General features: G+C 60.5%; 19 protein-coding genes and 1 pseudogene. 2 read left to right on the forward strand and 18 right to left on the reverse strand.

Translation table 11 applies throughout. The features are described 5' to 3' along the window. Positions 1-29 precede the first annotated feature (29 nt). Positions 30-353: a ferredoxin FdxA gene (gene fdxA, locus KSS97_RS23120; protein WP_030139464.1), complete on the forward strand. Its 324-nt coding sequence runs from the start codon at positions 30-32 to the stop codon at positions 351-353. A gap of 488 nt (positions 354-841) precedes the next feature. On the opposite strand, the gene rpoS is transcribed toward fdxA, so the two are convergent. The 8 genes from rpoS to KSS97_RS23160 all read right to left on the reverse strand — a co-directional run bounded on the left by rpoS (position 842) and on the right by KSS97_RS23160 (position 7,980). Then, on the reverse strand, positions 842-1,849 hold the full coding sequence (gene rpoS, locus KSS97_RS23125; RefSeq protein ID WP_003198289.1) for an RNA polymerase sigma factor RpoS: 1,008 nt from the start codon (positions 1,847-1,849) through the stop codon (positions 842-844). A 106-nt stretch (positions 1,850-1,955) separates the two neighbouring features. After that, a complete protein-coding gene (locus tag KSS97_RS23130) occupies positions 1,956-2,801 on the reverse strand; it encodes a peptidoglycan DD-metalloendopeptidase family protein (RefSeq protein WP_198796354.1) in 846 nt (281 codons plus the stop codon). Positions 2,802-3,027: 226 nt separating this feature from the next. Further along, entirely contained in the window at positions 3,028-3,663 is a 636-nt protein-coding gene (locus KSS97_RS23135; RefSeq protein ID WP_175361775.1) for a protein-L-isoaspartate(D-aspartate) O-methyltransferase, read from the reverse strand. A 41-nt stretch (positions 3,664-3,704) separates the two neighbouring features. Continuing rightward, a complete protein-coding gene (surE, locus tag KSS97_RS23140; RefSeq protein WP_030139467.1) occupies positions 3,705-4,454 on the reverse strand; it encodes a 5'/3'-nucleotidase SurE in 750 nt (249 codons plus the stop codon). Next, positions 4,442-5,500, reverse strand: a complete 1,059-nt coding sequence (gene truD, locus KSS97_RS23145; protein ID WP_030139468.1) for a tRNA pseudouridine(13) synthase TruD — start codon at positions 5,498-5,500, stop codon at positions 4,442-4,444. The genes surE and truD overlap by 13 nt, the downstream gene beginning before the upstream one ends. Continuing rightward, positions 5,497-5,970, reverse strand: a complete 474-nt coding sequence (ispF, locus tag KSS97_RS23150) for a 2-C-methyl-D-erythritol 2,4-cyclodiphosphate synthase (protein ID WP_003184863.1) — start codon at positions 5,968-5,970, stop codon at positions 5,497-5,499. The genes truD and ispF overlap by 4 nt, the downstream gene beginning before the upstream one ends. A 43-nt stretch (positions 5,971-6,013) precedes the next feature. Beyond that, on the reverse strand, positions 6,014-6,859 hold the full coding sequence (gene fghA / locus KSS97_RS23155) for an S-formylglutathione hydrolase (protein ID WP_198796352.1): 846 nt from the start codon (positions 6,857-6,859) through the stop codon (positions 6,014-6,016). An 8-nt stretch (positions 6,860-6,867) separates the two neighbouring features. Continuing rightward, positions 6,868-7,980 carry an S-(hydroxymethyl)glutathione dehydrogenase/class III alcohol dehydrogenase gene (locus KSS97_RS23160; protein WP_030139471.1) on the reverse strand — a complete coding sequence of 371 codons (1,113 nt, stop codon included), beginning with the start codon at positions 7,978-7,980 and terminating at the stop codon, positions 6,868-6,870. Positions 7,981-8,087: 107 nt separating this feature from the next. Between KSS97_RS23160 and KSS97_RS23165 the strand changes: the two genes are divergently transcribed. Then, positions 8,088-8,984 (forward strand): LysR family transcriptional regulator, encoded by an 897-nt coding sequence (locus tag KSS97_RS23165; RefSeq protein WP_030139472.1) that lies wholly within the window; start codon positions 8,088-8,090, stop codon positions 8,982-8,984. A gap of 167 nt (positions 8,985-9,151) precedes the next feature. Here KSS97_RS23165 and ispD read toward each other — a convergent pair whose 3' ends face one another. From ispD to lpxB, 10 genes and pseudogenes are all read right to left on the reverse strand, one after another. Next, positions 9,152-9,859 (reverse strand): 2-C-methyl-D-erythritol 4-phosphate cytidylyltransferase, encoded by a 708-nt coding sequence (gene ispD, locus KSS97_RS23170; protein ID WP_217860232.1) that lies wholly within the window; start codon positions 9,857-9,859, stop codon positions 9,152-9,154. Beyond that, the gene (gene ftsB, locus KSS97_RS23175; RefSeq protein WP_030139474.1) at positions 9,856-10,134 is read right to left on the reverse strand and encodes a cell division protein FtsB; all 279 of its coding nucleotides are present in this window, start codon (positions 10,132-10,134) and stop codon (positions 9,856-9,858) included. Before ftsB ends, ispD begins: the two co-directional genes overlap by 4 nt. A gap of 171 nt (positions 10,135-10,305) precedes the next feature. Next, entirely contained in the window at positions 10,306-11,595 is a 1,290-nt protein-coding gene (eno, locus tag KSS97_RS23180; RefSeq protein ID WP_030139475.1) for a phosphopyruvate hydratase, read from the reverse strand. A 152-nt stretch (positions 11,596-11,747) separates the two neighbouring features. Further along, entirely contained in the window at positions 11,748-12,593 is an 846-nt protein-coding gene (gene kdsA / locus KSS97_RS23185; RefSeq protein WP_030139476.1) for a 3-deoxy-8-phosphooctulonate synthase, read from the reverse strand. Between the two features lie 4 nt (positions 12,594-12,597). Further along, positions 12,598-14,229, reverse strand: a complete 1,632-nt coding sequence (pyrG, locus tag KSS97_RS23190) for a CTP synthase (RefSeq protein ID WP_030139477.1) — start codon at positions 14,227-14,229, stop codon at positions 12,598-12,600. 274 nt (positions 14,230-14,503) lie between these two features. Then, a pseudogene (gene tilS, locus KSS97_RS23195) lies at positions 14,504-15,830 on the reverse strand (tRNA lysidine(34) synthetase TilS). Between the two features lie 150 nt (positions 15,831-15,980). Beyond that, entirely contained in the window at positions 15,981-16,928 is a 948-nt protein-coding gene (locus tag KSS97_RS23200; RefSeq protein ID WP_024779026.1) for an acetyl-CoA carboxylase carboxyltransferase subunit alpha, read from the reverse strand. A gap of 150 nt (positions 16,929-17,078) precedes the next feature. Next, positions 17,079-20,600: a DNA polymerase III subunit alpha gene (gene dnaE, locus KSS97_RS23205; protein ID WP_198796348.1), complete on the reverse strand. Its 3,522-nt coding sequence runs from the start codon at positions 20,598-20,600 to the stop codon at positions 17,079-17,081. 195 nt (positions 20,601-20,795) lie between these two features. Then, positions 20,796-21,449, reverse strand: coding sequence for a ribonuclease HII (gene rnhB, locus KSS97_RS23210; protein ID WP_217860234.1), 654 nt, complete (start codon positions 21,447-21,449; stop codon positions 20,796-20,798). Continuing rightward, complete coding sequence (gene lpxB, locus KSS97_RS23215; RefSeq protein WP_198796347.1) at positions 21,446-22,576, reverse strand: lipid-A-disaccharide synthase; 1,131 nt, start codon at positions 22,574-22,576, stop codon at positions 21,446-21,448. The genes rnhB and lpxB overlap by 4 nt, the downstream gene beginning before the upstream one ends. Positions 22,577-22,578: the final 2 nt, after the last annotated feature.

A 22,578-nucleotide genomic window follows, 5' to 3' on the forward strand; every position in this document is an offset into this window, starting at 1 on the left:
CGCCGCAGCCGCCTGAGGAGAAATTAGAAATGACCTTCGTCGTCACCGACAACTGCATCAAGTGCAAGTACACCGACTGCGTAGAAGTGTGTCCGGTGGACTGCTTTTACGAAGGGCCGAACTTCCTGGTCATTCACCCGGACGAGTGCATCGACTGCGCGCTGTGTGAACCGGAATGCCCGGCGAATGCCATTTTCTCGGAAGACGAAGTGCCGGCCGGCATGGAGAACTTCATCGAGCTGAACGCTGAACTGGCGGACATCTGGCCGAACATCACCGAGAAGAAAGACGCCCTGCCGGACGCCGAAGAGTGGGACGGCAAGACTGGCAAGATCGCAGACCTCGAGCGCTGATCTTTCCGGCGTCACCAAAAGGCCCGTTGCGGGCCTTTTTGCTGCCTGGAACCAAATCGCAGGCATAAAAAAGGGGCGGTTTGACCCGCCCACATTTTTTCCCTAATCCCTTTAATCCTTTTCATCGTCCTGATGAATCGCGTCCTGCGATGTCCTTCCGTTCCCATCGTCCATGACGGGTGTGTCTGTCCGTCGACACAGGACTGATATTAGTGTTTTCCGAGGAGAGTGCAACGCGGCTGATACAGATGGCTGACTTTGTCACACTAACTTCATCAGATAATTTTCTTTATAAATCAGTCAGATATAAAAATATCACAGCGTTTATAGCGGTCTATCCCGGCGACGGGAAACCGATCGCTTACGCAACACTAGGCAAAGGCTTACAAACTGAAACTACAAAATGGGTACGACCGAAAGATCACACTTACCCAGAAACGCAAAAGCCCCGAACCGGTCGGGGCTTTCTCTCCTGCGCTTGCTGAGTGTTACTGAAACAACGACTCGCTCGACAGGCCATTCTTCTCCAGAATCTCCCGAAGACGCTTGAGGCCTTCAACCTGGATCTGCCTGACCCGCTCACGGGTCAACCCAATCTCCAGCCCGACATCCTCCAGCGTGCTGCTTTCATGCCCGCGCAAGCCGAAGCGGCGAATCACCACTTCCCGTTGCTTGTCGGTCAGCTCCGAAAGCCACTGGTCGATGCTCTGGGACAGATCGTCATCCTGGAGCAACTCGCACGGGTCAGTCGGGCGATCGTCGGTAAGGGTATCCAGCAAGGTCTTATCCGAGTCCGGCCCCAGGGAAACGTCTACCGAGGAAACTCGCTCGTTCAGCCCCAGCATGCGTTTGACCTCGCCCACCGGTTTTTCCAACAGGTTGGCGATCTCTTCGGGGGAAGGTTCGTGGTCGAGCTTCTGGGTCAGTTCACGGGCAGCCCGCAGGTAGACATTCAGCTCCTTGACCACATGGATCGGCAGCCGGATGGTTCGGGTCTGGTTCATGATCGCCCGTTCGATGGTCTGGCGGATCCACCAGGTCGCATAGGTCGAGAAACGGAAGCCGCGCTCGGGGTCGAATTTCTCGACCGCGCGAATCAGTCCCAGGTTGCCCTCTTCGATCAGGTCCAGCAGCGAAAGCCCACGGTTGACGTAGCGTCGGGCGATTTTCACCACCAGGCGCAAGTTGCTTTCAATCATGCGTTTTCGACCGGCCGGGTCGCCACTTTGCGACAACCGCGCAAAATGAACTTCTTCCTCGGGGGAGAGCAGCGGCGAGAAACCGATTTCGTTGAGATACAGCTGAGTGGCGTCCAGCGCCCGGGTGTAATCGATGTACTTATGTTGTTTAAGTGAAGCGGAGTGTTTGGATTTGGCACGAACGGAAGGTGGAGTCGCCCCTTCATCATTCGACATCGAATCCATAGCGATGCCGGTCTCCATCAGGAGAACCTCATCGTCGATGTCAAACTCCGGCACTTCTTTACTGAGAGCCATTGTTATAGTCCTTTGGTGAGTTCGACCTCAAGCTCGAGCGACGCCTTTATCCTTGGCAACGCTGGAGCCTGTTCCCTCTACGTGACGGAACAGGCTGACATGCAAATCAACGACGTGGCAGGAATTGCAGCGGATCTACAGGCTTACCTTGTCGGCGAATCTCAAAATGCAGTTTCACCCGGTCTGTACCCGTCGATCCCATTTCGGCAATTGTCTGCCCGACCTTGACCTGCTGCCCCTCCCGAACCAACAGCCTGCGGTTGTGACCGTAGGCACTGACGTAGGTATCGCTGTGTTTGATGATCACGAGTTCGCCGTAGCCCCTCAAACCACTCCCGGCGTACACAACCGTGCCATCAGACGCGGCAAAAACAGGCTGTCCCAAATCCCCGGCGATATCAATTCCTTTATTCAAACTACCGTTTGAAGAGAATTTTCCAATGAGAACGCCATTAGAAGGCCATCCCCAGCCAGTCGGGGCGGGGCCTGCCGGAGGCATCGGAGCGGGTGCCGGTTTGTTCGCGACGGACGGTACAGTCGCCGTTCCAGCAGTGGCCGGACGACGAATAACGGTGGTTTTGCTCGAGGACGAAGGGGTCGAACCCGACTGCGTGACGACCGCCGTTGGCGTTGAACCGCTGCGACCGTCAAAGCGAATTGTCTGACCTGGGTGAATCGTATAAGGCGCAGGAATGTTGTTCCGAGCCGCGAGGGCTTTGTAGTCCCAGCCGTAGCGAAAAGCGATGGAAAACAACGTATCGCCGCGACGGACTACATACTGGCCGGTCGTGACTGTAGGCCGTTGCGGTGTCGCGTTGTTGCGATCGACCACCCGGACGTTACCCGAAGGCGTACTGGAACAACCGACCAGCAAGGTACTCAAGAAAAGGCCAGTCACCAGGCGCTTAAAGCTCGTGATACCCATACGCTGCGCAATGACTGTGAGACTCACCCGCCGCTCCCTTTGTGGTGGCTGAAGATATTGAAAACTGCCTGTCCAGGCAGACATGTTGCCCCGTGGCTGGCCGATACCGTGCTTCTATAAAGGAAGCTCGAGGCACCGCCGCACACGTTTGCTCGACGCTGTTGAACGCCGTTTGGCAATTCGGCGCTGGACTGATCCGTGCAGCTGTAAGACACAGCACGGGCCGCGGAATTCAGCGCCCGGTTATAAATGCTCAGGCCAACGGCCCATTGAGCAGCGGCACGAAACGCACCGCTCCAAGGACGTGTCGCGAGAAGCCGTGTTCTTCGCGCACGATCAACATCAATTGCTGGACTTCGCCCGAGCCCACCGGAATGACCAGTCGCCCACCGGGAGCGAGCTGATCCAGCAAGGCCTGGGGTACGTCGGTAGCGACCGCCGTCACGATGATGCCGTTATAAGGCGCCAGGGCCGGCCAACCTTCCCACCCATCGCCCCAGCGAAATACCACGTTGCGCAGGTTCAATTCCACCAGGCGTTCCTTGGCGCGATCCTGCAGCACCTTGATCCGCTCCACGGAGAACACCCGCTCGACCAACTGCGACAACACTGCGGTCTGGTAGCCCGAGCCCGTGCCGATCTCCAGCACTTTGTCCAGCGGCCCCGCCTCCAGCAGCAACTCGCTCATGCGAGCGACCATATAAGGCTGGGAAATGGTCTGGTTGTGGCCAATCGGCAATGCGGTGTCTTCGTAAGCGCGATGGGCCAGGGCCTCATCGACGAACAAATGCCGTGGCGTGCGTCGGATCACTTCCAGGACCTGGGCGTTGGACAGGCCTTCTTCGTAAAGCCGCTGGATCAATCGCTCCCGCGTGCGCTGGGAGGTCATGCCGATGCCTCGGCGCAGCATATCGTCTTGTTCACGCGCCATCAGTGCAGCCCCTCCAGCCAGCCATCAAGATGCCTGAAGGCTTCGTTGAAGGTTCGATCGAGCTGCAAGGGCGTGATCGAGACATAGCCTTGCATCACGGCATGGAAGTCCGTGCCGGGCCCGCCATCTTCGGCGTCGCCGGCCGCGGCGATCCAGTAGCCAGCCTTGCCGCGCGGGTCGACGACATGCATCGGCTTGGCGGCGCGGGCACGGTGGCCCAGGCGAGTGAGCTGGATGCCACGAATGTGATCGAGCGGCAAGTTCGGAATGTTCACGTTCAGTACCGTGCGCGGCGGCAGGTCCAGTTCACCGTGGGCCTCTACCAGTTTGCGGGCAAAGTAGGCGGCGGTGGGCAAGTTGTCGACCTGCCGTGAAACAAACGAAAAGGCAAAGGACGTCTGGTTCAGGAAACGACCTTCCAAGGCTGCGGCGACCGTGCCTGAATACAGCACATCGTCGCCCAGGTTGGCCCCCAGATTTATACCTGAGACCACCATGTCCGGCTCGCGCTCCAACAGGCCGTTCAGGCCAAGGTGTACGCAATCGGTTGGCGTACCGTTGAGACTGATGAAGCCGTTGTCCAGATAGCACGGGTGCAGCGGACGGTCGAGCGTCAGCGAGCTGCTGGCGCCGCTTTTGTCCTGGTCCGGGGCGATCACCACGCACTCGGCAAAATCCGCCAGCGCAGCATAAAGCGCGGCAAGGCCGGGCGCTGTCACCCCGTCGTCGTTAGAAATCAGAATACGCATGGGCTGTCCGTCTGCCCCACCGGCACCAGATCGACGAGTTCGCGCACCAAGACAGTGGCGAAGCATCCGGCCGGCAGGACGAATTCCAGTTGCAGAATGTCAGGCTCGGGATAATGCCACGACAGCCCGCCAATGGGCAGTCGCAGGATGCGACGTTCGTGACTCATTCCCGCGTTTATCAACCAATCTCGAAGGTCAGCCTCGCCTTGGGCAATCGCCTGTTCCAGCTCGAAAATATCTCCGGCGGCGGGCGAAGGTCCCTCGCCCCACTGCGGTCCAGTGGGATGCAGGTCGAGAATCGCCAGGCGCGGATCGCTGCATTCGGCCTCCCCGGCCGGAAAGAAGCTACGGCTGTCGGTGAATGCCAGCAAGTCGCCTACCCGGGCTTGTTGCCAGGTACCGTCGGCCACCCGGGCCGCCAGCACTTTGTTGAACAGGAAGCTGCGCGCCGTCGACAACAGCCGCGAACGTACGTTGCGCTGTTCCGGCAAAGCCTTGCGTGCAGCCCAGGCGCGGGCATCGACCACGTTTCCGCCATCGTGGCCAAAGCGCTGGGCGCCGAAATAATTGGGGATCCCCTCTTGCACAATCTGCTGCAGACGCGCGTCGATGGCGTCCTTGTCGCCCTTGAACTGGGTCAGGCGCAAGGTAAAGCCGTTGGCCGAGTGTGCGCCGCGCTGCAGCTTGCGCCGGTGGCGAGCGGTCTTGAGGATTTTCAAGGTGTCGTTCTCTGCCGCCGACAAATCCGGATCAGCCTTGCCGGGCAATTGCACGCTGAACCACTGACGGGTCAGTGCCTGACGATCCTTGAGCCCGGCGTAGCTGACGGTACGCAGTGGCACGCCGGCGGCCTTGGCGATACGCCGGGCAGCCTCTTCGGTGTTCAAGCCACGTTTTTCCACCCAGATCCAGAGATGCTCGCCGTCGCCGGTCAACGGGATGTCGAGCACTTCATCGACCTGGAAATCCTCAGCGCTGGCCTTGAGTACCGCGCTGCCCAACGACTCACCATGGGCCCGTGGCCCCAACAGTTCCAATTCGGTCATGGGCGCAGCAACAAGGCAACGGAATGGACGGCAATACCTTCTTCGCGACCGACAAAGCCAAGCTTCTCGGTAGTGGTGGCTTTCACGTTCACTTGGTCCAGCTCAACTTGGAGATCCTCGGCAATCAACTGGCGCATCGCTTCGATGTGCGGAGCCATTTTGGGGGCTTGGGCAACAATGGTGTTATCGACGTTGCCGACTTTCCAGCCCTTGGCGTGGATCAACGAAACCACATGGCGCAGCAGCACGCGGCTGTCGGCACCCTTGAATTGCGGGTCGGTGTCGGGGAAGTGCTTGCCGATATCGCCCAAGGCAGCCGCGCCGAGCAGTGCGTCGCTCAAGGCGTGCAGCAGGACATCACCGTCAGAATGCGCGAGCAGCCCGAAGCCGTGTGCGATCCGCACGCCGCCCAGAGTAATGAAGTCGCCTTCAGCGAAACGGTGAACATCGTAGCCGTGGCCAATACGCATAAAAAAACGCCCCGATTTTTGTCAGGGCGTGATTCTACCTGCATTAGGCGTTTAGAGCGCGTGCATGATGTTGCAAGTGTTCACCGATGAAACTGGCGATGAAGAAATAGCTGTGGTCATAGCCCGGTTGCAGGCGCAGTTCCAATGGATGGCCGGCCGCTTTCGCCGCTTGCTGCAAGGCCTCGGGCTTGAGTTGGTTGGCGAGGAAGTCATCGCGATCGCCCTGGTCCACCAGCAGCGGCAGCTTTTCGCCCGCCTCGGCGATCAATGCGCACGCATCCCACTCGCGCCATTTCGAGCGATCTTCCCCAAGGTAGCGAGAAAACGCTTTCTGTCCCCATGGGCAATCCATCGGATTGTTGATCGGCGAAAAGGCCGACACCGAACGGTAACGCCCAGGGTTGCGCAAGGCGCACACAAGCGCGCCATGACCGCCCATGGAATGACCGCTGATGCCACGTTTATCCGAAGCCGGGAAATGCGCTTCGACCAACGTCGGCAATTCCTGCACGACGTAGTCATGCATCCGATAGTGCCGCGCCCAAGGATCCTGCGTGGCGTTCAGATAGAACCCCGCCCCCAGGCCGAAGTCCCACGCACCGTCCGGATCGCCCGGCACGTCGGCGCCACGGGGGCTGGTGTCGGGCGCGACGATGATCAGCCCCAGCTCGGCGGCCATGCGCTGGGCACCGGCCTTTTGCATGAAGTTCTCGTCGGTGCAGGTCAGCCCGGACAGCCAATACAGCACCGGAAGCTTGCCGCCCTGCTCGGCTTGCGGCGGCAGGTACACGGCAAACACCATGTCACAACCGAGCACTTCGGAACGGTGCCGGTAACGCTTATGCCAGCCGCCGAAGCTTTTCTGGCAAGAGATGTTTTCCAGACTCATGACCGACCTCAGAAATGGATAACGGTACGGATGCTCTTGCCTTCGTGCATCAGGTCGAACGCCTTGTTGATGTCTTCCAGGCCCATGGTGTGGGTGATGAAAGTGTCCAGCGGAATCTCGCCCTTTTCGGCCATGTCCACATAGCTCGGCAACTCAGTGCGACCGCGCACGCCGCCAAACGCCGAACCACGCCAGACGCGCCCGGTCACCAGTTGGAATGGACGGGTGGCAATCTCCTGGCCGGCCCCGGCCACGCCGATGATCACCGACTCGCCCCAGCCCTTGTGGCAGCACTCCAGCGCGGCACGCATCAACTGGACATTGCCGATGCATTCGAAGGAAAAGTCCACGCCGCCGTCCGTCATGTCGACGATGACTTCCTGGATCGGACGGTCGAAGTCTTTCGGGTTGACGCAATCAGTGGCGCCCAGTTGTTTGGCGATTTCGAATTTGGCCGGGTTGATGTCGATGGCGATGATGCGCGCGGCCTTGGCCTTCACGGCGCCAATCACGGCCGAAAGGCCGATGCCGCCCAGGCCGAAGATCGCCACAGTGTCACCCGGCTTGACCTTGGCGGTGTTCAGCACAGCGCCGATACCCGTGGTGACGCCACAACCCAGCAGGCAGACCTTTTCCAGCGGCGCTTCTTTTGGAATCTTCGCAACGGAGATTTCCGGCAGCACGGTGTACTCAGAGAACGTCGAGGTGCCCATGTAGTGGAAAATCGTCTCGCCCTTGTAGGAAAAGCGCGACGTACCGTCCGGCATCAAGCCTTTGCCCTGGGTGGCGCGAATAGCCTGGCAGAGGTTGGTCTTGCCCGACTTGCAGAATTTGCACTGGCCGCACTCCGGCGTGTACAGCGGAATCACATGGTCGCCCACCGCCACCGACGTCACGCCTTCGCCGATGGCCTCGACAATGGCGCCGCCTTCGTGGCCGAGGATCGACGGAAAAATCCCTTCCGGGTCGGCGCCCGACAGGGTGTAGGCATCGGTGTGGCAGACACCGGAAGCCACCACGCGCAACAGCACTTCGCCCGCCTTGGGCATGGCCACGTCGACCTCGACGATTTCCAGGGGTTTCTTGGCCTCGAAGGCAACGGCGGCGCGTGACTTGATCATCCGGATACTCCAGCAAATAAAAACGAGACAAGGAGTGTAATCCGCCACCAGACGATGAATAATCCGGCTAAAAGCAAAACATTATTGCCATACAGGGATAATCCTCCATGTCGGATAACCGCTGGGAAGGTATCGACGAGTTCGTGGCCGTGGCCGAATGCAGCCAATTCACCGCCGCCGCGGAACGGCTCGGGGTTTCGTCTTCCCATATCAGCCGACAAATCGTACGGCTTGAAGAGCGTCTACAGACACGACTGCTCTACCGCAGCACCCGCCGTGTGACGTTGACCGAAGCCGGGCAAACCTTTTTGCAGCACTGCCAGCGCCTCCAGGATGGACGCGAGGAAGCACTGCGGGCCGTCGGCGACCTGACCAGCGAGCCCAAGGGCATGCTGCGCATGACCTGTGCCGTGGCTTACGGCGAACGGTTTATCGTGCCGTTGGTGACGCGATTCATGGGCCTGTATCCGCAATTGCGGGTGGACATAGAATTGAGCAATCGCCAGTTGGACCTCGTCCACGAAGGCCTGGACCTGGCGATTCGCCTCGGCCGCCTGCAGGACTCACGCTTGGTCGCCGCACGCCTGGCGCCACGACGCATGTACCTGTGCGCTTCGCCCTCCTACCTGGAGCGTTATGGTCGCCCCCACAGCTTGTCGGAACTGAGCCGCCACAACTGCCTGATCGGCAGCTCCGACATGTGGCAACTGGAGCAGAACGGGCGGGAATTTTCCCAGCGAGTACAGGGAAACTGGCGTTGTAACAGTGGGCAAGCGGTACTTGATGCGGCGCTTCAAGGCGTGGGTTTGTGCCAGTTGCCGGATTATTACGTGCTGGAGCATTTGAACAGCGGTGCGTTGATTTCGCTGCTGGAGGCTCATCAGCCGCCGAATACGGCTGTCTGGGCGCTGTACCCGCAGCAACGGCATCTGTCGCCAAAGGTGCGCAAGTTGGTGGATTTTTTGAAGGATGGGTTGGCTGAGCGGCCTGAATATCGGGGGTGACACTGGTTTTTTTGTTGTCTGGGATGACGCCATCGCGAGCAAGCCCGCTCCCACAGTGGACCGGTGTGAACACACATCCATCACTCGACGATAAACCCTGTGGGAGCGAGCTTGCTCGCGATGGCGCCGGCCCAGACGATGACGATCTAAAGAAGAACAGATCAGGCTCAATGCCGATTCGCCCACCGCTGGCGCAACCACTCCAGGTCTTCCGGCCGGGTCACCTTGATGTTATCCGCCCGCCCTTCGATCAACCGAGGCGCCTGCCCCGCCCATTCCATGGCGGACGCTTCGTCGGTAATCACTGCATCCGCCACCAGGCTGTCGGCCAGGGCTCGATGCAAGGCGCCGAGGCGGAACATTTGTGGCGTGTAGGCTTGCCAGACCACGCTGCGATCGACCGTTTCCAGCACGCGGCCATGCTTGTCGACGCGCTTGAGGGTATCGCGCGCCGGCACACCCAGCAGGCCGCCGACCGGATCGTTCGCCAGCTCATGGAGCAAGTTATCAAGATCGTCCCGGGCCAGGTTCGGCCGCGCGGCGTCGTGTACCAGCACCCAATCGAAATCGTCGGCGCCCTGCTCGTGAAGGTGCAGCAACGCATTGAGCACCGAACCCGAACGCTGCTCACCGCCATCCACACGCTGGATACGCGGATCGCTGGCACAGGCCAGTGTCAGCCAATAGGGATCGTCAGATGCCACGCTGACCACCACGCCCTGGACGGTCGGGTGATCGAGGAAACAGCCAAGGCTGTGTTCGAGAATTGTGCGTCCGCCCAACTGCAGGTATTGCTTGGGACGGTCCGCGGCCATGCGAGCACCAACGCCCGCGGCAGGAATCACGGCCCAAAAGGCCGGTAAACGAATGCTCATTGGGCCAGTTGATAGAGGGTTTCGCCCTCTTTCACCATGCCCAATTCATGGCGAGCCCGCTCTTCGACGGTCTCCATGCCTTTTTTCAGTTCCATCACTTCGGCGTCCATCACTCGGTTACGCTCCAGCAATGCCTCGTTTTCGGCGTGCTGGTCGGCAATTTGCTGAGTCAACTCGGCCACCTGCGCCAAGCTGCCATTACCCACCCAAAGGCGGTACTGCAGGCCGGCCAGCAACAAGAGCAAGACGAGAAACAACCAATTGGGACTGCGCATCGAATATCAGGTATCCAGTGAAAAAAGACCGCCATGCCAAACTTTGAAGCGTCTGATAGCACGAAGCCTGGAAGATCCAGGCTTGTGCTTGATAAGGCATCAGATTAGAGGCAAAACCGCCACCTTGGCGACCTTTGCGACGCAATCCGCTGTCTTTTTATCATTTACAGCTTAACCGCGAAACTCGGCGCGACCGTTGTACTTGGCCTTGCCGTTCAACTGCTCTTCGATGCGCAGCAGTTGGTTGTACTTGGAAACGCGGTCGGAGCGGCACAGCGAACCGGTCTTGATCTGGCCCGCCGCGGTGCCCACGGCCAGGTCGGCAATGGTCGAGTCTTCGGTTTCACCCGAGCGGTGGGAGATCACGGCGGTATAACCGGCGGCCTTGGCCATCTGGATGGCTTCCAGGGTTTCGGTCAGGGTGCCGATCTGGTTGAACTTGATCAGGATCGAGTTGGCGATCTTCTTGTCGATGCCTTCTTTCAGGATCTTGGTGTTGGTCACGAACAGGTCGTCACCCACCAGCTGGGTTTTCTCGCCGATCTTGTCGGTGAGGATTTTCCAGCCCGCCCAGTCGGACTCGTCCAGGCCGTCTTCGATGGAGATGATCGGGTAGCGTTCGGTCAGGCCCTTGAGGTAGTCGGCGAAACCTTCGGCGGTGAACACCTGGCCTTCGCCGGACAGGTTGTACTTGCCGTCTTCGAAGAACTCACTGGCGGCGCAGTCCAGGGCCAGGGTCACGTCGGTGCCCAGCTTGTAGCCAGCGTTGGCCACGGCTTCGGAGATCACTTTCAGTGCATCTTCGTTGGACGCCAGGTTCGGTGCGAAACCGCCTTCGTCGCCAACGGCGGTGCTCAGGCCACGGGCCTTCAGCACGGCCTTGAGGTGATGGAAAATCTCGGTGCCCATGCGCAGGCCTTCGGAGAAGGTCTTGGCACCCACCGGCTGCACCATGAATTCCTGGATGTCGACGTTGTTATCGGCATGCTCGCCGCCGTTGATGATGTTCATCATTGGTACCGGCATCGAGTACACGCCCGGCGTACCGTTGAGGTTGGCGATGTGCGCGTACAGCGGCAGGTCCTGGTCCTGGGCAGCGGCCTTGGCAGCGGCCAGGGACACGGCGAGGATCGCGTTGGCGCCCAGGGTGGCTTTGTTTTCGGTACCGTCGAGCTTGATCATGGCGTGATCGAGGGCTTTCTGGTCGGCAGGGTCCTTGCCCAGCAACAGGTCACGGATCGGGCCGTTGATGTTGGCGACGGCCTTCAACACGCCCTTGCCCAGGTAACGGCTCTTGTCGCCATCACGCAGCTCCAGCGCTTCGCGCGAGCCAGTGGAAGCACCGGACGGCGCGCAGGCGCTGCCGATGATGCCGTTGTCGAGAAGCACGTCCGCTTCGACAGTGGGGTTGCCACGGGAGTCGAGAACTTCACGACCTTTGATGTCGACGATTTTTGCCATTGTTGTAAACACTCCAAAGTTGACGAAAACGACGCAGCGAGAGGAAATCTTTATCGTCGGCGGGATAGAGCAGCGGGCAGGCTTGCCGACGACAACGCCCGGCCCGCAGGCCAGAGCGTTTATCGAGCGGTACTTTACCGGAGAAAATCGCGTTACGCGGTTTCTATCGTCGGAAAACCCTTGACCAGCTCATCCAGCGACTTGAGCTGAGACAGGAAAGGTTCCAGCTTGTTCAAGCGCAAGGCACAAGGGCCGTCGCACTTGGCGTTGTCAGGGTCAGGGTGGGCTTCAAGGAACAGGCCAGCCAGGGACTGGCTCATGCCGGCCTTGGCCAGGTCGGTGACCTGGGCGCGACGACCACCCGCGGAATCGGAGCGACCGCCAGGCATTTGCAGCGCGTGGGTCACGTCGAAGAATACCGGGTACTCGAACTGCTTCATGATGCCGAAGCCGAGCATGTCCACCACGAGGTTGTTGTAGCCGAAGCTTGAACCACGCTCGCAGAGGATCAACTGGTCGTTGCCGGCCTCTTCGCATTTGCTCAGGATGTGTTTCATTTCCTGGGGCGCGAGGAACTGGGCTTTCTTGATATTGATCACCGCGCCGGTCTTGGCCATCGCGACCACCAGGTCGGTCTGGCGCGACAGGAAGGCCGGCAACTGGATGATGTCGCAGACCTCGGCGACCACCGCGGCCTGGTCAGGCTCGTGGACGTCGGTGATGATCGGCACGCCGAAGGCTTGCTTGATGTCCTGGAAAATCCGCATCCCCTCTTCCAGGCCCGGACCACGGTAGGAAGTCACCGACGAACGGTTGGCCTTGTCGAAGCTGGCCTTGAAGACGTATGGAATACCCAGTTTCTGGGTAACCTTCACATACTCCTCGCAGACCTGCATCGCCATGTCGCGGCTTTCCAGCACGTTCATGCCGCCAAACAGCACCATGGGTTTGTCGTTGGCAATCTCGATGTCGCCAACGCGGATGATCTTCTGGGCCATCGTCTTATGCCTTTTTCTGGTGTTGAGCCAAAGCGGCTTTCACGAAACCACTGAACAGCGGGTGACCGTCGCGCGGTGTCGAAGTGAACTCCGGGTGGAACTGGCAGGCGACGAACCATGGATGGTCCGCAGCCTCGACCACTTCAACCAGTGCACCGTCACCGGAACGACCGGAAATCTTCAGGCCGGCTTCGATCAGTTGTGGCAGCAGGTTGTTGTTCACTTCGTAGCGGTGGCGATGACGCTCGACGATCACGTCCTTGGCGTAGCAATCGTGCACCTTGGAGCCGGCTTCGAGCAGGCATTCCTGCGCGCCGAGGCGCATGGTGCCGCCCAGGTCCGAGCTTTCGGTACGCACTTCGACGGCGCCGGTGGCATCTTCCCACTCGGTGATCAGGCCCACGACCGGGTGGCCACTGGCACGATCGAATTCGGTGGAGTTGGCGTCTTTCCAGCCCATCACGTTACGGGCGAACTCGATGACCGCCACTTGCATCCCGAGGCAGATGCCCAGGTACGGCACCTTGTTCTCGCGGGCGTATTGCACGGCGGTGATCTTGCCTTCCACGCCGCGCAGGCCAAAGCCGCCCGGTACGAGGATCGCATCGGCGCCTTCGAGCAGGCCGGTGCCCTGGTTCTCGATGTCTTCGGAGTCGATGTAGCGCAGGTTGACCTTGGTGCGGTTGCTGATGCCGGCATGACTCATCGCTTCGATCAGCGACTTGTAGGCGTCCAGCAGCTCCATGTACTTGCCGACCATGGCGATGGTGACTTCGTGCTCTGGATTGAGCTTGGCATCGACCACGGCGTCCCACTCGGACAGGTCGGCGCTGGCGCATTGCAGGCCGAAGCGCTCGACAACGAAGTCATCGAGGCCCTGGGAGTGCAGGATGCCCGGGATCTTGTAGATGGTGTCGGCGTCTTCCAGGCCGATGACCGCACGTTCTTCCACGTTGGTGAACTGGGCGATCTTGCGACGCGAGGAGATGTCGATCGGGTGATCGGAGCGGCAGATCAGCACGTCCGGCTGCAGGCCGATGGAACGCAGTTCCTTGACCGAGTGCTGGGTTGGCTTGGTCTTGGTTTCGCCGGCGGTGGCGATGTACGGCACCAGGGTCAGGTGCATCAGCATCGCGCGCTTGGCACCGATTTCGAAACGCAACTGGCGGATGGCTTCAAGGAACGGCTGGGACTCGATGTCGCCCACAGTGCCGCCGATCTCGACCATCGCCACGTCCGCGTCGCCGGCACCCTTGATGATGCGGCGCTTGATTTCGTCGGTGATGTGCGGGATGACCTGGATGGTTGCGCCAAGGTAGTCACCACGACGCTCTTTGCGCAGGACGTGCTCGTAGACACGGCCGGTGGTGAAGTTGTTGTTCTGGGTCATGGTCGTGCGGATGAACCGCTCGTAGTGGCCCAGGTCCAGGTCGGTCTCGGCGCCGTCGTGGGTGACGAACACTTCACCGTGCTGGAACGGGCTCATGGTGCCCGGGTCGACGTTGATGTACGGGTCCAGCTTGAGCATGGTGACCTTAAGTCCCCGCGCCTCCAGGATGGCCGCCAATGAAGCCGAGGCAATGCCTTTCCCCAATGAAGAAACAACACCGCCCGTGACGAATATGTAGCGCGTCATGAAAAACCCTAGAAGTCTGCGTTAAAGCGGTCCGAGCCGCCGGGGAAAGCGAAGGAAGGCCGAAGCCCCCGATCACCTGCATTAATCACAGTGCACCTTTCAAAAAAACCGCCGCGTCGGGACAGACCGGAGGTGAAATCACCGGTACGTTGTTCGCTACACATTTTTTGGAATCGCCCAGCAAAGACTGCTTGGTAATCGGCAACTCCTGCAATTCAGGCGAATCCACAGAAGTTGTATCAAGAAGGGAGCGTAGTCTACCGGAAAGCCCCTTTCAGCTCAAACCCAGATCTTGGCTTTCATGGCTGCCAGATCAGTTGCCAACTGCCATCAGTCCCCCGATCGAATCCCTGAAGGCTGGCCAACCCCAGCAATTGCTCGCCCCGATACAGGAGCGGCAAACGGCCACGTACGAACGCCGGCACGCCGTTTTCGTTGAGCAAACGCTTGAGATCCCGGTGCCCGCGCCCCGGCAATTCCATGATTTCACCGCCCTGGCGATAGCGGATGCAAAGCGCTCCCGAGGGGGCTGCGCCAAGAAGAATTACCCGACCATTACCCGGCAGCAACAATGGCCGATCGACCTCAGGCCATTCAATCGGACCCGAGACCGGCTGTCGCCAATGGTCGGATAACCACCAGATGCGTCCGCCGGTCCGGTGCAATTCTCCGTCCGCCAGGCGCCAGACCGGATGGCCATCGCCCCTGGCGTCACGCAACGAGTCCCAGCCCACCCAATGATCACTGTCGGGAAGCTTAGTCACCGGTGCCAGCCAATGACTCAATGCGTTGCGCTGGCGGGCCGCAGACAAAGCGCGCAAGGGCGCCAGCTCAAGGGACCGCAACCCGAGCCAGTCGAACGCGCTGGCGCTCATGGCACACTCCAGATCGATCTGCGCCAACTCGTCCAGCAAGCCTTGCGCCTCGCTCAGGTGCGCGGCGCTGCGGGCGAGGGTCATCGATGCCTGGGGCCACTGCTCGGCCAGGACCGGAAAGACCCGTTGGCGCAGGTAATTACGCGCGTAACGGTGATCATCGTTGGACGGGTCGTCGATCCAACTCAGGCCTTGCTGCGTGGCATAGGCCTCCAGCTCCGCGCGGGACACATCGAGCAACGGCCGCAGCAGATGCCCCTGGCCCAATGGCCGCTGCCGTGGCATCGCCGCCAACCCCCTCACCCCCGCCCCCCGCAGCAGGCGAAACAAAAGGGTCTCTGCCTGATCATCACGATGTTGGGCGGTGAGCAGCACTTCATGACTGCCGATCGCCGCGACGAAGGCGGCGTAACGCGCCTCGCGGGCAGCGCGCTCGATACTCGCGCCGGGACGCACGTGTACATTCACCACGTCCAAAGGCACGCCCAGGGCCGCACAGACCGAACGGCAATGCTCCGGCCACGCATCGGCCACAGCCTGAAGGCCATGATGGATATGGATGGCGCTGAGCGGTGGCAGGGCTTGGGTTTTTGCCAGGGAAACGAGCAGGTGCAGCAGGACGGTGGAATCGAGGCCACCGGAGAAGGCGATGCGCCAGGTGGCGGCGTTGCGCCAGGGAATGAGCTGGGTCAGCAGGCGGCTTGGCAGATCGTTGCTTGCGTTCATCGGTCTCAGCCTTGGCACAAATCAAATGTGGGAGCGGGCTTGCTCGCGAAGGCGGTAAATCAGTCAACACATGGGTTGAATGTTAAACCGCTTTCGCGAGCAAGCCCGCTCCCACATCGGCTCCCCACAACTGCTGGAGGCTTGGTCAGATCAGAGGCCGTAGCTCATCAACCGCTCATAACGACGGGCCAGCAACGCGTCGTTGTCGAACTTCTTGAGCATCGACAGCTGCGAACTCAGCTCCGCGCGAATCAGCGCAGCGGCCGCAGCCGGGTCACGGTGGGCGCCGCCCACTGGCTCGTTGATCACTTTATCAACGATGCCCAGGCCTTTGAGACGCTCAGCGGTGATGCCCATGGCTTCAGCGGCATCCGGCGCCTTCTCGGCGGTTTTCCAGAGGATAGAGGCGCAGCCTTCCGGCGAGATCACCGCGTAGGTGGAGTATTGCAGCATGTTCAACTGATCGCAGACACCGATGGCCAACGCACCGCCCGAACCGCCTTCGCCGATCACGGTGGCGATGATCGGGGTTTTCAGGCGGGCCATGACGCGCAGGTTCCAGGCGATCGCTTCGCTCTGGTTGCGCTCTTCGGCGTCGATGCCTGGGTAAGCGCCCGGGGTGTCGATGAAGGTCAGGATCGGCATCTTGAAGCGTTCGGCCATTTCCATCAGGCGGCAGGCCTTGCGGTAGCCTTCCGGACGCGGCATGCCGAAGTTGCGACGCACCTTCTCGCGCACTTCGCGGCCCTTCTGGTGACCGATCACCATCACCGGCTGGTCGTCCAGGCGGGCAACGCCGCCGACGATCGCGGCGTCGTCGGAGAAGTGACGGTCGCCGTGCAGCTCATCGAACTCGGTAAAGATGTGGTCGATGTAGTCCAGGGTATAGGGACGACGCGGGTGACGCGCCAGACGCGCGATCTGCCAGCTGGTCAGCTTGCCGAAGATGTCTTCAGTCAGCGTGCGGCTCTTGTCCTGCAGCCGAGAGATTTCATCGCCAATATTCAGCGAATTGTCGTTACCGACCAAGCGCAACTCTTCGATCTTGGCTTGAAGGTCGGCGATCGGCTGTTCGAAATCTAGAAAATTCGGGTTCATAGGCGTCCGTCTTGGGTCGACGTCCAAGAGAGCTTGGGCCGGCCGGTTGTCTATTCGCGCCCTACCTTAAGGGAGAGGCGCGTTCAGGTCGAGATTAAAAATTCGAGTCGAGGTCAGGGGCGCTCCGAATACGGAAGTGGCCCCTGGCCGTCAACGGTATTGGAGGAAGACGTTGTCTTTGCCGAACTGGTCACGCAAGGCTTGAATCAACGCATCCGCCGGATCGATCCGCCAACCTTCGCCGAACTGCAGCACGGCCTTGGCGTCGGGTCGTACATACTCCATGGTGATCGGACAAGCACCGCGATGGCGCTTGAACAACTCGCCCAGCCAGCGTAGCTGATCGCCTTTCAGATCCTGGGTTTGCAACTTCAGGCGCAGGCTCTCGGCCAGGTTGGTACGGGCATCCTCCATGCTCATCACGCGCTTGACCCGCAGCCGCAGGCCACCGGAGAAGTCGTCGTTACTGACTTCCCCTTCCACGACGACCATCGCATCGGTCTGCAACAACGACTGCGCGGAATGGAACGCATCGGCGAACAACGACGCCTCGATGCGCCCGGAGCGGTCGTCCAGGGTGATGAAACCCATCTTGTCGCCTTTTTTGTTTTTCATCACCCGCAGGGCGATGATCATGCCGGCGACCGTTTGCGTGTCGCGAGCCGGCTTCAGGTCGATGATGCGCTGGCGGGCGAAGCGGCGGATCTCGCCTTCGTATTCGTCGATCGGGTGACCGGTCAGGTACAGGCCCAAGGTGTCTTTCTCACCCTTGAGGCGCTCCTTGAGGGTCAGCTCCTTGGCTTTGCGATGGTTGCCATAGACGTCGGCGTCTTCCTCGACGAACAGCCCGCCAAACAGGTCGGCGTGGCCGCTGTCATGGGTGCGGGCGGTCTGTTCGGCGGCCTTGATCGCTTCTTCCATCGCCGCCAGCAACACCGCGCGATTGCGATCGATGTTGGCCTGGTAGGCCTTCGGCTCATCGTGAAAATAAGGCCCCAGGCGGTCCAGCGCGCCGCTGCGGATCAAACCGTCGAGGGTGCGCTTGTTGATGCGTTTGAGGTCAACCCGCGCGCAGAAATCGAACAGATCCTTGAATGGCCCGTCCTGGCGCGCTTCGGTAATCGCCTCCACCGGGCCTTCACCCACGCCCTTGATCGCGCCGAGGCCATAGATGATGCGGCCTTCATCGTTCACCGTGAACTTGAACTCCGAAGCGTTCACGTCCGGCGCGTCGAGGCGCAGCTTCATGGTCCGCACTTCTTCGATCAAGGTCACGACCTTGTCGGTGTTGTGCATATCCGCCGACAGCACCGCCGCCATGAACGGCGCCGGGTAGTGTGCCTTCAACCATGCAGTCTGGTACGAGACCAGGCCATAGGCGGCGGAGTGGGATTTGTTGAAGCCGTAGCCGGCGAACTTTTCCACCAGGTCGAAAATGTTGCCCGCCAGGTCCGCATCGATGCCATTGTTCGCGCAACCTTCGATGAAGCCACCGCGCTGCTTGGCCATCTCCTCGGGTTTTTTCTTACCCATGGCTCGACGCAGCATGTCCGCGCCACCGAGGGTGTAGCCGGCCATCACCTGGGCAATCTGCATCACCTGTTCCTGATACAGGATGATGCCGTAGGTCGGTGCCAATACCGGCTTCAAGCCTTCGTACTGGTAGTCGGGGTGCGGGTACGCCAGCTCGGCGCGACCGTGCTTGCGGTTGATGAAGTCATCCACCATGCCCGATTGCAGCGGGCCCGGACGGAACAGGGCCACCAGTGCGATCAAGTCTTCCAGGCAGTCCGGCTTGAGCTTCTTGATCAGCTCCTTCATGCCTCGGGATTCAAGCTGGAACACCGCGGTGGTTTCGGCTTTCTGCAACAGGCTGTAGGTCGGCTTGTCGTCCAGCGGAATAAAGGCAATGTCCAGCGGCTCTTCGCCGACCTTGGCCCGGTCGCGGTTGATGGTTTTCAGCGCCCAGTCGATGATGGTCAGGGTCCGCAAGCCGAGGAAGTCGAACTTCACCAGGCCCGCCGCCTCGACGTCATCCTTGTCGAACTGGGTGACCAGGCCGTCGCCCTCTTCATCGCAATAGATCGGCGAGAAGTCAGTCAGCTTGGTCGGCGCGATCACCACACCACCGGCGTGCTTGCCGACGTTACGCACCACGCCTTCGAGCTTGCGGGCCATCTCCCAGATTTCCGCAGCTTCCTCATCGACCTTGATGAAGTCCCGCAGGATTTCTTCCTGCTCGTAGGCTTTTTCCAGGGTCATGCCGACTTCGAACGGGATCATCTTCGACAGGCGATCCGCCAGACCGTAGGACTTGCCCTGCACCCGCGCCACGTCGCGCACCACAGCCTTGGCAGCCATGGAACCGAAGGTAATGATCTGGCTCACCGCGTTGCGGCCGTATTTCTCGGCCACGTAGTCGATCACCCGGTCGCGGCCGTCCATGCAGAAGTCGACGTCGAAGTCGGGCATGGAAACCCGTTCCGGGTTGAGGAAACGTTCGAACAGCAGGTCATATTCCAGCGGGTCGAGGTCGGTGATCTTCTGCACGTAGGCCACCAGCGAACCGGCACCCGACCCCCGGCCAGGGCCAACGGGCACGCCGTTGCTCTTGGCCCACTGGATAAAGTCCATCACGATCAGGAAGTAACCGGGGAACCCCATCTGGATGATGATATCCAGCTCGAAATTCAACCGATCGACATAGACCTGGCGCTTGGCTTCGTAATCTTCAGTGGTGTCCTTGGGCAGCAGGACGCTCAGGCGTTCTTCGAGGCCGTCGAACGAGACCTTGCGGAAATATTCATCGATGGTCATCCCATCGGGAATCGGGAAGTTGGGCAGGAAGTGCTTGCCCAGCTTCACTTCGATGTTGCAACGCTTGGCGATCTCGACGGTGTTTTCCAGCGCTTCGGGCAAGTCGCTGAACAGCTCCGCCATTTCCTCGGCGCTCTTGAGGTATTGCTGGTCGCTGTAGTTTTTCGGCCGACGGGGGTCGTCGAGGGCACGGCCTTCACCGATGCAGACGCGGGTTTCGTGGGCCTCGAAATCTTCCTGCTTGATGAACCGCACGTCGTTGGTCGCCACCAGCGGCGCACCGAGCTTGTCGGCGAGGGCTACGGCGGCGTGCAGGTGTTCTTCGTCATTGGGACGGTTGGTGCGCTGCACTTCGATGTAGAAGCGATCCGGGAACACGGCCATCCAGTCGCGGGCCAGTTGTTCGGCTTCTTCGACATTGCCGCTGAGCAGGGCCTGGCCGATTTCACCCTCCTTGGCCGCCGACAGCATGATCAGCCCTTCGCTGGCCTCGGCCACCCACTCGCGCTCGATGATGATCGAGCCATTGCGCTGGCCGTCGATAAAGCCGCGGGAAATCAGCTCGGTGAGGTTGCGGTAGCCCAAGGCGTTCATCACCAGCAGGCTGATCCGGCTCAGCGGCGCGTCCGGGTCCTTGTTCGCCAGCCACAGGTCGGCGCCGCAGATCGGCTTGATCCCTGCGCCCATGGCGTTCTTGTAGAACTTGACCAGCGAACACATGTTGTTCTGGTCGGTAACGGCCACGGCAGGCATGTTCATGCCCACCAGCGTCTTGACCAGGGGCTTGATCCGCACCAGACCGTCGACCAGGGAGTATTCAGTGTGCAGGCGTAGATGAACGAATGAAGCCGGCATAGTGATCCTGCGTTAAGTCATGAAAACAACAAGGCCCGGATTGTACCGGGCCTTGGGTAAAACATCAGCCAGCAACCCATTCTCTTGAGGATTGAACCCGTGGCGAGGGAGCTTGCTCCCGCTGGGCTGCGCGGCAGCCCCCTTCTTATGGGCGCTTCGCACCCAAGCGGGAGCAAGCTCCCTCGCCACGATGAATCAGGTGAACCCCTCGCTCACGATCACCCCATCCCGAGCTTCATAAGCCAGCCTAACCGGGGCAAACGATCGCCGATGAATCGGCGTCGGGCCAAGGCGCGCCAGGGCTTCCAGGTGGACGGGGGTCGGATAACCCTTGTGGCTGCCGATGCCATAGCCCGGATAGATCAGCTCGAACGCGGCCATTTCCCGATCACGACTGACCTTGGCCAGGATCGAAGCCGCCGCGATGGCCGGCACTTTGCCGTCGCCCTGGATGACCGCTTCGGCGCGCATCGACAGTTTCGGGCAACGATTGCCGTCGATCATCGCCAGCTTCGGCGTGATATGCAGCCCCTGCACCGCACGCTGCATGGCGAGCATGGTGGCGTGCAGGATATTGAGCTCATCGATTTCTTCGACTTCGGCCCGGGCGATGCACCAGCTCAGGGCCTTTTCGCAGATTTCGTCGTAGAGCTTCTCGCGACGGGCCTCGGTGAGCTTCTTGGAATCATCCAGACCCAGGATCGGCCGGTTCGGATCAAGGATCACCGCCGCCGTCACCACCGCACCGCACAAAGGCCCACGCCCGACTTCATCGACACCGGCGACGAGTTCTTCGACTTCAGCGACCAGGTTGAAGTCCAGGCCCATCTGTAGCTTTACGTTGCTCATGGTTTTGCGCCAATCAGGGTCAGTACCGCGTCAGCCGCCTGGTTGGAGGCATCGCGACGCAGGGTACGGTGAATTTCGTCAAAACCCCGGGTCTGTTCCTCGCCGCCGTCGATCAAGGGCGACAGCGTGGTGGCCAGCGCCTCGGCGGTCGCGTCGTCTTGCAGCAGCTCAGGGACCAGCAGGCGCTGGGCCAGGAGATTGGGCAAGGAAACGTAAGGGCTCTTGACCATGCGCTTGAGAATCCAGAACGTCAGCGGCGCCAGGCGATAGGCGACCACCATTGGGCGTTTGTACAACAACGCTTCAAGGGTAGCAGTGCCTGACGCAATCAACACCGCATCACAAGCGGCCAGTGCTTGATGGGATTGGCCGTCGAGCAAGGTAACCGGCAAATCGCGCCCGGCCAGCAGCGCTTCGAGCTGGACTCGCCGCTGCGGACTGGCACACGGCAGGACAAAACGTACGCCGGGCCGCATCGCCCGGAGGCGTTCAGCGGCGTCGAAGAACAAGCCGCCCAGGCGACTGACCTCGCCGCCGCGACTGCCGGGCATCAATGCCACCAGCGGCCCTGCAGGCAGGTTCAACGCCTGGCGCGCCGCCGCGCGGTCCGCCTCCAGGGGAATGGTATCGGCCAGGGTGTGTCCGACAAACCGCACCGGCACGCCTTTTTCTTCGTAGAAACGGGCTTCGAACGGCAGCAGCGTCAGCATCAGGTCGCAACCTTCGCGGATCTTCAACACGCGTTTCTGCCGCCAGGCCCAGACCGACGGGCTGACGTAATGCACGGTCTTGATACCCGCCTGGCGCAATTTGAGTTCGATATTGAGGGTGAAATCCGGCGCATCGATACCGATGAAGACGTCCGGTTTTTCTTCGATCAGCGTCTGGATCAGCTTCTTGCGCCGGGCCAGCAGCTCCCGCAAGCGACCGAGCACTTCCACCAGGCCCATGACTGACAGGCGCTCCATGGGGAAGTAGGACTCCAGCCCTTCGGCCTGCATCAATGGCCCACCAACCCCGATGAATTCGACTGCGGGATGCTGCGCCTTGAGCGCACGCATCAGACCGGCACCCAGAATGTCACCGGAAGCCTCTCCCGCCACCAGCGCGATACGCAGATTAGCCATGG

The sequence above is a fragment of the Pseudomonas alvandae genome (assembly GCF_019141525.1).
GTDB lineage: Bacteria > Pseudomonadota > Gammaproteobacteria > Pseudomonadales > Pseudomonadaceae > Aquipseudomonas > Aquipseudomonas alvandae.